This is a genomic window from Streptomyces sp. T39 (assembly GCF_008042045.1).
In the GTDB taxonomy this organism is placed as follows: domain Bacteria; phylum Actinomycetota; class Actinomycetes; order Streptomycetales; family Streptomycetaceae; genus Streptomyces.
On sequence record NZ_RDBP01000247.1, the window covers coordinates 1 to 613 of the forward strand.

Below are 613 nucleotides of genomic sequence, written 5' to 3' on the forward strand. Positions count from 1 at the left end.
AGGGCCAGAAGGGCCCGACGGCCGAGAACATCGTTTCCGCCTGACGCTGACGCGCACAACGTAGCTGGGGCCCGCATCCTTCGGGGTGCGGGCCCCAGCTGCATGCGCCCCGCGGGGCATGCGCTCAGGACCTGCGCCACTTCTTTTCTTTCGCCGGCCTGGGCGCCCGAAATTCTCTGCCGTGAACCGGCCGCTCGATTTCGCATGGCATTCGGCTCGTTCGTGGGAATCCCGCGGCTGTTGTCTCCTGCTGGAATTCCTCACCCGGGCGCCCCGCGCCCGCCCTCGTCCCGAACTCACCTGCTCGGCACGCGAAACCATCCCTTCTTCTCCCTGTGAGGCATCGTGCGCTGTGTCATCGCCCGTTTTCCCTTCGATTTCACCAAGAGCGGCGTCATGGAATCCATGAAGGGCGTCAAGGCCGAGGAGATCACCGGCGCGTCCGTGGTCATCGGGCGCCGCGCCTATCCCGCCAAGCAGGTCGGCCAGGTTCTCACCCGTCAGGACCGCCGCGACTTCAGCGCCGACGAGGTCCTGCGTGCCATGACCAAGCTCGGCTTCACCTGTCGCAGCCAGCCCCGGACCGCCGCGCCCGCCCGCGGGCTCGACCCCG

General features: G+C 68.0%; 1 protein-coding gene. It reads left to right on the forward strand.

Annotated elements, in window-relative coordinates; all coding sequences use genetic code 11:
- Positions 1–345: 345 nt before the first annotated feature.
- A partial coding sequence (locus tag EAO77_RS37795; RefSeq protein ID WP_147992787.1) for an SCO5918 family protein occupies positions 346–613 on the forward strand: 268 nt, incomplete at its 3' end.